The following is a 9,050-nucleotide window of genomic DNA, read 5'->3' on the forward strand; positions in this document are numbered from 1 at the left end:
AGAAGTCGACAATGCGACTTCTCTTCATGTATCAACTGTCTAAATTAGCGACCATGTAAAATATTTTTTTCATTTTTTAAAAATTGGCTGCGCGATTTTGCTACGCGAGCGATACGTTCCTCAGCTAAGCGGTTCGCTGCCACATATGTTGGAATGCCATCTCGTTTTGAAATAGCAAAGATTTTTTCAATACTATCATAAATGCCATCAACGCGTTTCATTGCACGTTCACGATTATAGCCATATAATTCATCCGCAACGTTAATAACGCCACCAGCATTGATTACATAATCTGGTGCATAGACGATACCTAATTCATGTAGGTAGTCACCATGACGTGAATCTTTTAATTGGTTATTTGCAGATCCAGCAATCACTTTCGCTTTTAATTGCGGAATTGTTTCATCATTTAAAATTGCCCCTAATGCACAAGGTGAGAAGATATCTACTTCTTGCGCATAGATTTCATCTGGTGCCACTGCAATCGCGTCGAAGTCATTAACAACTCGATCAATAGCTGCCTGATTGATATCTGTTACAACAAGTTTTGCCCCTTCATTATGTAAATACTCGCAAAGCTTGTAGGCTACATTTCCTAGACCCTGTACAGAAACTTTTAATCCTTCTAGTGAGTCTGAACCGAATGCTTCTTTTGCAGCTGCCTTCATACCACGGTAAACACCATAAGCTGTTACTGGAGATGGGTTACCTGAAGAACCGAATGCAGGAGAAATTCCTGTTACATAATTTGTTTCTTCATGGATTAAATCCATATCTGATACCGTTGTACCTACATCTTCAGCTGTAATATAGCGGCCATTTAATCCTTGAATGAAACGACCTAACGCACGGAACATCTCTTCGTTTTTATCTTTAAATGGGTCACCAATAATGACCGTTTTTCCACCGCCAAGGTTTAAACCAGCTGCAGCATTTTTGTAAGTCATTCCTCGTGCTAAACGTAATGCATCTTCAATTGCATTTTCTTCCGACGCATACGTCCACATACGTGCTCCACCTAGTGCTGGTCCAAGTGTTGTATCATGGATAGCGATAACCGCTTTTAACCCTGATGCTTCATCTTGGCAAAATACCAATTGTTCGTAATCATACTTTTCCATATACTTGAAGATTTCCATGAAACTCGCCCCTTTGCTTTGGAAAGTGCATCCCCAAATGCCCATCCAATCAAGTTTTATCTAACAATCTAATCTTCATAGCGTCCTCACTCAGCAAATTCTGAGCTCCTATTCGGTAGTAGGTGTTTAGACCCTAATACTTAAAGAAGAAATTGTTTAGTAATGGATAATATTGCTCCACTTATTTTTACAATACTGACAAATTCACAATTTCGCAACTATTATTACATATTCTTATTTAAGTAAGAATTTTCTAAACATTCAGTTACAATCGCTACTTTCTGTCCTGTCACGTTTTTAGCTAAAAATATTATATTGGTTTATACCCTTCCTTGACATTCCCCCATCCACAGGTAAAATTAATCATAGGAATAAGGAGGGGTATACATGGCCCGTTTAGCTGCATTTATTGTAATGCTTATTCCAGGTCTTATGGCTGCAGGTGGCATTAAATTTATGCGTGATACATTATTTGGTAAGCTCATTTCACCATTCCCATTTTTATGGTTGCAATTTGTAGTTGGTGTCATTTTCTTCGTCATAGGCTTTGGGTTTTTCGCTGGATTTTTACTGCATCGCGATCGAAAAAACGGAAAAGTAGCACCACGCTTCAAAAAAAAATAAAAAAAGCTATCCAAATAAGTCATGCAAGACTTACTGGATAGCTCTTTTTATACCCGCTGCTGAGATGTGATAACTTTATCAGGATAATCCGTAATCCAACCAATAACAGAAGGGTGCGGATTAGTTAAAAATGGTTCCGTGCCATCAATAGCATAAAAACGACATGCTTTTTCACTTGTAACACAGGCCTCCAAATATCTTGGTTTGTAGTACCTTTTATGCATATGCACACTATCAGCCGCTTTATAATCAGCTAGAAGATCCCATTTTATTTTTTTCGTTGCAATAAGGGCCGTTTCAAATTCAGGTCTATGCTTTTTTACGATCTCTAAAAGCTCATAGTGAAAGGATGAAAAATGACTACCTTTTGGCAGAGCCAAGCCTCCAAGAAAATGAATTAGCCCACTCTTATTGTCCAAGATCGTTGATTTTAATTCAATATTCAACGGCATCTGCTGTATATTTGCCCATGCTAAAACTGCCTCAAACGCTGGCATTTTATAGGACGAAAATAGACGTCTCCAAGGCTTGCCAAGTTTAAAGCGCAGAAGCTCCTCCATCGTACAATCGCTCACCAATTTATTGGTGCCTACTAACCTCGATAATTGTGGATCATGATACACTACAGGTAATCCATCTTTTGAGAATTGAATATCTAGTTCAATCCCATCAGCACCTAGCTCTAATGCCTTTTCAAAAGCTTGAAAGGTATTCTCTAATGCATAAGCAGAAGCACCTCGATGTGCAAAAACAGGGATAAAAGCTGCCTTAGACATTTAACTCACCAAATTCTAGTAGGAATTTACCATTCGTCATTTTGCTTAATAAAGATGATTTTCTACCAATTTGAATATAAGTTCCAGGGTGCGCCTCTTTTGTCACAATAATCTCTTCTTTCCCTACATGACGCATTTCATCCATTAATAGTTTTATTTCACGATCTAATGTAATCGCTTCAGCCTTTAATTTAGTTAAGGCTTGTTTTGTTACCTCAAATGACGCTGATTGTTCTTTGGACATTTGATTGAGAAAAGGTAATAAATTTTTCATGCTATTCTCGTGTGCGGAAATCTCTGTTTGCAATTGTTTTAGCTGTGCTGCTTTTTCCTGCATCACGGTGTTATTTTCCTGCTTATTAATACTTTCTATTATTAAATCTGTTCGACGCTCTAATCGGTTTCCTGAAATGGCCGTAACAATCGTATTTTTAGCTACTGCACGTCCCCCAATAATTTTACCTTTTCGTTCATCCACATATATTGAATGAGCAGAAAGTTGTGAACCTAGTGCGTAAAAACCAATATGAATACTATTAGCTGCAAATAAATTTGCTTCATTTACATGTTTAACAAATATATTGCCACCTGCTTCTACCACTGTTGAACCAAGACCAAAGATGCCCCCACGAATATATACATCACCCTCAATGGATTTAATGAGCTTGGCACCGCTTACACCCTCAGCCCCTTCAATGGAAATATCTCCAGTCGCAATAACTGTATAGCCATTTGTTACTGTACCTTTAATACTAAGTGAACCATTAAATTCAAGGTTACCTGTTTCTACTCCTACATCACCATTTATAGGAAGGTGCCTGTTTACACCAATCATGCCTTTGACATCATCTAAAACGCCAGCAATTTTCGAGCGAATGACGATTTTTCCGTCTTCTTCCACTTCATAGGCAGATTTTGTATCATATTTGATAGGATAATCTCGTCCAGGTACAGCAGCAACTTCTTGACCTAGCACATTTTTCCCTGGTTTACCTAATGTAGCAGGAATCTTTTCACCTAGCCAAGAGCCTTCTGAAATTTCCGAAATAAAATTCATATCATAGTAATCCGCTTTACCGTCTTCACGAATGACTGGCTTTCTCTCGGGTTTAGGTAAGTATGTAATTTGTGCATCTATTCCTGCTATAGGTTGCTCACCTTGAGCAATTAAGAATGCTTTTCCTGGTTCAGCCTTCAATATATCAAAATCTAATATGCCATGTATAATTCCATTTTCATTGAGTGTTTCTCGGATTTGTTGTGTTAATTTTTCTTTATTATTTTGAATATAATCATGCGTTTCATATATAAAAACAGAGGCTGACATCTTATCACGTGCCACTTCTGCTTCAATGTTCGGAAGCCAGCGTCCAATTTCAACAGGATTGGTATTCTGGGTTGATAACACATTTTTTAAAATTGAAAAATTAGATAATTTCAGTCGTGGATGACTACGTAGGATGCTATCAAATTCTTTTAATGGGAAACCTGCGCTAAAAGTAAGCATAAATACCTTGCCATTTTCCTCAGAAATTTCGAAGTTTTCATTTCGAACTAGAATCAAGCTACCTCCTCCTTCCCTCTATATGTAAGTATATACAATCCACTTACATTTGTTTAGAGACCATTGTCACTACCGAGAAAGAAAATAGTACCACTTAATCATTAAAATATAAGACAATATTTTATTTACCCTAAAATATTATAGATATTTAGTACTAATAAATTGTTTGTTTTTGAGTTTTTTTATTAAAATTACCGATAAATTCAAAGTAATTCCATCAGGCTATTTTGAATATATCATCTTCCAAGTACAGGTATCCACGGGTGCTTCCCACTAAACTATAGGTCTAAATAGGTCTTTTTAACTAACAATGTATTGATATTCCTTTCAATTCGGAAAGTAGAACCTAGTTGTATCAATTGCTGTCGATTCATATATTGCATACTTATTTTACCATCGAATGCTAAACGCACCTCAAATAGCTCTTCTGTTATCTGTGTGATTTCGAGCGAATTCATTCCCTCTAATTGAAAATTTATACTTTTTATTGTAATCACCTACTATAAGTTTGTAGAAAGGTCTCAAATGATTTTACTCTTCATCTTTAGAATATGACGTTAAATCCACTATACATGTATATATCGCGTATTTTAGCTGATTTGACGTTCTTTTAACGATTTCAATGTTAAAGGTCAGCCACAGAAATTTCCACATTATTTGTTCAAGTAACAAAAAAAGCGCCCCCTTAAACTATAGATTTAAAAAGGCGCTGTACTATGCGAAGTATAATTGCTGTATATGTTAATGATTTATATATCGGTACTAGCTAGCCATCATATCAATACGAATTTTGTCTGCGATCATGGCGATGAATTCGCTATTTGTTGAGAGTAAAAACGGTAATTTAATGTCTAAAACAGTTATACCACGTAAGTTTACCGTATATTCTATCGGTAGCCTTCGCAGTTTTTCTCGACTTGTATTTACCGATAATATTACAGTCAATTAAACGGAATATCAAGCAAAAATATTGCTTTATTTAGAAATCTACTAGGAACTCAGCCATTCGATGGCGCTCTAAAAACTCAATTAAATCCGTTATTGCAAAACGATGATCTCTCGTTGTCTCATAAGTGTTTCGGTATATTCGATACGCCTCTACTTCTACATCTGAAAATTTCAACCTACCACGTTCGAAAGCGAACCATGGTTTATACATTCTAATCGTGTCCACATCCATGCTGACTTTCATAGGTAATATTCCAAATTTTTTTGCCACTTGTTTTTCATTCATTAACACTTTCTCCATTTTCAAAACCGCTAGCGAGTTATATTTGACGTCGAATCAAACTATACAACTTACGATTATAAAACGCAAGAACAAAAACACCTTGAAACCGCGTCACTACTGCGTTAATTACGTTTTCAGTAATTAATAACGTTTAGAGTTATTTCCTATTATATATTGCGTCAATTCTACGTAAAAACACCATTGAGACGATTCGAGACAATCAACTATCCGATTCAACGATTCTCGATGCGTCTGACAGCGCTGAATACCGGTGGTTTGCGATTGACCGCCCGAGTTTAAAAAATAACTCGAATATTAAACTAAAGCACCCGATAGTTTAATAACTTTTTTTCTTCCCTAAACTCTTTAATATTGTTCCAGTTAACATAAATAAAAGCCCTATTAACGTACCATAATAAAAGTTAGGATTAATTCCCAGAGGTGCAAATATCCCTAACATAATCAATACTAATCCAAAACTTGAAGTTATCTCTCCGATTACGTCTTTACTAAACTTCTCTATACCAATGAATTTACTGATAAAGATTAAAAATACTCCTAGCAAATAACATATCGAGAAAAATATAAACGAAAAATCCACAATAAGTATACTCAAAAAAATTATGATTACGCCTAAAGAAACAAATTTAGTCCTTTTAGATAAATTATTAATGAAGTTTCTTATTTCTTTGAACAAATCCCTCACCCCGCTAAAATTTTACCATAAAAATCCAGGTAAATTAATAAACTTTTCTGCACCGTTAGTTGAATAGTAACAATCTTCTAGGGAATTATCCATTATTTTTCCAAAACAAAAAAAAGTTGTATGTAAGGTCTGTGCAGCAGAAAACGCCCGTCTGAATCGGTGGCCTTGGGGTCACGCACTTTCGACGCAAAAAAAAGAACGACCAAGCTCATTTGCTCAGTCGTTAATTAATTCGTTTGCTTTTCGTTTTCTTTTTTCTCTCGCTAAAGTTGCGACTGAAATTCCAGTTGTTGCTTCGACTTCTTTATAACTATTCGATTCCAATAGCTGCATTGCATTATCTAAGTGTTTCTTATCGAATTTCTTTGGTCTGCCTTCTCGGAAATCATCTCGTTGTTTTGCGATTGCTTTGCCTTCTTGCGTTCGCTCTATGATTAGATTACGCTCCATCTCTGCTACCGCCAATAGCGTAGTAAGGAAGAAACGTCCCATTGTCGTATTCTCTAACAGCCCTACGTTAAGCACATGCACACGAACACCGCGCTCGAATAACGCCTCGATAACCTCGATACCCTCTTTAGTGTTACGGGCTAGTCGGTCTAGTTTCGTTACCACTAACGTATCACCTTCCGTTAGCAACTCCATAACTTCATTAAATACAGGTCGATCCGTCTTAGTGCCCGTAAACTTCTCTTTATAGATTGCCGTACAACCTTCTGACTCTAACGACTGAATTTGCGATTCTAAATCTTGCGCTACCGTCGATACCCGAGCATAACCGTATTTAGCCATTATATCGCTCCTAACTTTTGATAATAAGTTTTGATAACGTTTATAAGGCTATCTTATCGTATCGGCAAAACGTTGTCAATACTGTTAAGTTTTGATAATGAAATAGTGTCATTCCGAAACCCCTCGAGTTTCAGACAGCCTCGTCCAATCCGACTGCCTGCCCGGTGTATCTGCGTTAACATTACGTTATCTTACTTATGTAAATCGTACAATATCCGCGTTCCTTCTATATATATGTGCGTTAAAACTGCGTCATATAGCGAAGTAATGTGACTTCCCAAAGTGTTTTAAGGGCGCGTCTATAAAAGGCGTCTGCCCGACATTTTACGCCCCCAAAACGTTCTCTGACTCGGAAAAATGTAACATTAAAAATGCGTCATATATAGTGATTTGCGCAATTTGTAATTTCACCTTTACGTTAAACCCATCATCATCATTACATTGGCATAATCGCTCATTATCGATTCAGAGGATGGCTTACGTCTACTGCTCCGGCGAAACTCTTTAGAATAATGCTCGCTCATAAGGTCATACTGACGTTCTAACTCGTACTGATAAACGTAGTCATAGTGTCTCCATCGATACAGCGTCATTCTTCTAACGCCGACTAATTGTGCGACTTGTTCTTGCGTCAAATATCCGTCATTTTGAGCGAGTAGAACGATCGCAGTAACCTTCGCTTCGTGTCCCTTTAGCTCGCGCATAAGGCGGGCTTTTTCCGTATCTGATACTAAGTACGGTTTATAGAATCGTTTTCCGTATACCATTTTTCACTTTCCTTTTCTTCAGAGAAAAAACGTACCCGAGTTTATATCGAATACGCTTCTTCTATAATTCATTGAATCAATAATTACCTTTGTCCAGAAATTTATACTAGGCTAATAATAATTAGAAATAGAGTTAAACCTACAACCCCTATAATAGAACTAATTTTTGTTTGCGCTATTTCTTTTTCATTCACATCTCTATTAAAGTTCTTTCGTTGCTGCCCTTCCATTGCATCCTTAGATTGAAAAAATCGCCATAGCGTTACTTGTCCGTTTAAAATTGCTTTCTCTGGATTGAAGAATTGCCAAATAAACATTGCATATAAAGGACTAAATAATACGATAAATGTTAATATTTACTTCCCCTCCCCTTAAAGCAAACTTCTCGACTTAATTTTCTTTTATTATAGGTACTATTCTATATATATTCCTAAAACCCTTGCATGTTTCGAGTCTTTTTCCTCGGCGACGAAAACTCAATCCGATACTACTCTTAGCCAACTTGCACCATCTCCTTTTCGATTAATTTAGCTAACTCGTAAGCGATTCGTTGTACGTCCGCATCTTCGCGTATTACAATCTGTTCCGCTAATTTAGCAATCGATACAGATGGCGGTGATTGCGTTTGTTGCTCTGTATTTTGCGTTTGGTTGTTGTACGTTGTTTGATTAGCGTAGTTGTTGACGATGCCGCGTTCAACTTGTTCGTAAGTGACATGCGAATATGGCTGATCTTGTTGCTGCGGTACAACAACGTTATTAATCACGCTCTCAGACGGTCTAATAGCGTTCATTAATGTCTGATTCGGACTTACTAAAGATCGGTATTGATCCGCCTCTTGCGCCGTTAATACCATCTCATTACGGTGAAGTCGAGCTAGATAGCCGTCGAATGGTACGCGCGCCAGTCCGTTGTAATGCGACCCGTCCGGCGTATTGTTTCCGCCAGGAATTAAGTTCTTAGCCCATTTCACAGCGCCAGAACCGATTTTGCCGATCCAATCGGGCATTTTGATGTTGCCTAAGATCGACGCAAACTCTTTAAGATAGCCTGCCGCTGTGCTAATCCAGTTACCCACAGTCTGGAATACTGGAGTCAATGCTTTTACGATTTCCGTAGCTGCTCCAAACGCTTGCGTAAATGCGCCCGCCAGAAATGCGACGAATGGTCCAACGATTGTGTCCCAAGCTAGACGTAATACCGCGAAAGTTGCCCCAATAACAGAACCGAAAAGCTCTAACACAGGACCTACGACTGTCCAAAGCATCTGAAACGACTTCATAACGAAGTTAATCGCGGGCGCTAATACGTTATTCCAAGCCAGCATCGCAATATCAGCTACGATTTTTAATGCGTTGCCCAAAGCGCCAAGTATCGGCTGCGCTGTGGTCCAAACGGATTGAATAATAGGCACTACGTAGCCAACGATATTAGAAAAGACGCTCGTAATC

Annotated in this window: 7 protein-coding genes and 1 pseudogene; 1 reads left to right on the forward strand and 7 read right to left on the reverse strand. The window is 37.7% G+C overall.

The genetic code is table 11. From position 1 onward, the window contains the following. Positions 1-44: 44 nt before the first annotated feature. On the reverse strand, positions 45-1,139 hold the full coding sequence (locus NY607_RS11110) for a Leu/Phe/Val dehydrogenase (protein WP_048392303.1): 1,095 nt from the start codon (positions 1,137-1,139) through the stop codon (positions 45-47). Positions 1,140-1,526: 387 nt separating this feature from the next. Between NY607_RS11110 and NY607_RS11115 the strand changes: the two genes are divergently transcribed. Then, on the forward strand, positions 1,527-1,763 hold the full coding sequence (locus tag NY607_RS11115) for a DUF2627 domain-containing protein (RefSeq protein ID WP_259419684.1): 237 nt from the start codon (positions 1,527-1,529) through the stop codon (positions 1,761-1,763). Between the two features lie 47 nt (positions 1,764-1,810). On the opposite strand, the gene NY607_RS11120 is transcribed toward NY607_RS11115, so the two are convergent. The 6 genes and pseudogenes from NY607_RS11120 to NY607_RS11145 form a co-directional block, all read right to left on the reverse strand. Beyond that, the gene (locus NY607_RS11120) at positions 1,811-2,539 is read right to left on the reverse strand and encodes a glycerophosphodiester phosphodiesterase (RefSeq protein ID WP_048392302.1); all 729 of its coding nucleotides are present in this window, start codon (positions 2,537-2,539) and stop codon (positions 1,811-1,813) included. Continuing rightward, positions 2,532-4,103, reverse strand: coding sequence for a flagellar assembly protein A (locus NY607_RS11125; protein ID WP_048392301.1), 1,572 nt, complete (start codon positions 4,101-4,103; stop codon positions 2,532-2,534). Before NY607_RS11125 ends, NY607_RS11120 begins: the two co-directional genes overlap by 8 nt. A gap of 979 nt (positions 4,104-5,082) precedes the next feature. Then, entirely contained in the window at positions 5,083-5,337 is a 255-nt protein-coding gene (locus NY607_RS11130) for a hypothetical protein (RefSeq protein ID WP_131521578.1), read from the reverse strand. A gap of 919 nt (positions 5,338-6,256) precedes the next feature. Next, positions 6,257-6,832, reverse strand: a complete 576-nt coding sequence (locus NY607_RS11135; protein ID WP_131522725.1) for a recombinase family protein — start codon at positions 6,830-6,832, stop codon at positions 6,257-6,259. A gap of 413 nt (positions 6,833-7,245) precedes the next feature. Next, on the reverse strand, positions 7,246-7,599 hold the full coding sequence (locus NY607_RS11140) for a phBC6A51 family helix-turn-helix protein (protein WP_259419685.1): 354 nt from the start codon (positions 7,597-7,599) through the stop codon (positions 7,246-7,248). A gap of 493 nt (positions 7,600-8,092) precedes the next feature. Further along, a pseudogene (locus tag NY607_RS11145) lies at positions 8,093-9,050 on the reverse strand (hypothetical protein); the annotation flags it as partial.

The sequence above is a fragment of the Lysinibacillus sp. A4 genome (assembly GCF_024919535.1).
GTDB classification, from domain to species: domain Bacteria; phylum Bacillota; class Bacilli; order Bacillales_A; family Planococcaceae; genus Lysinibacillus; species Lysinibacillus capsici.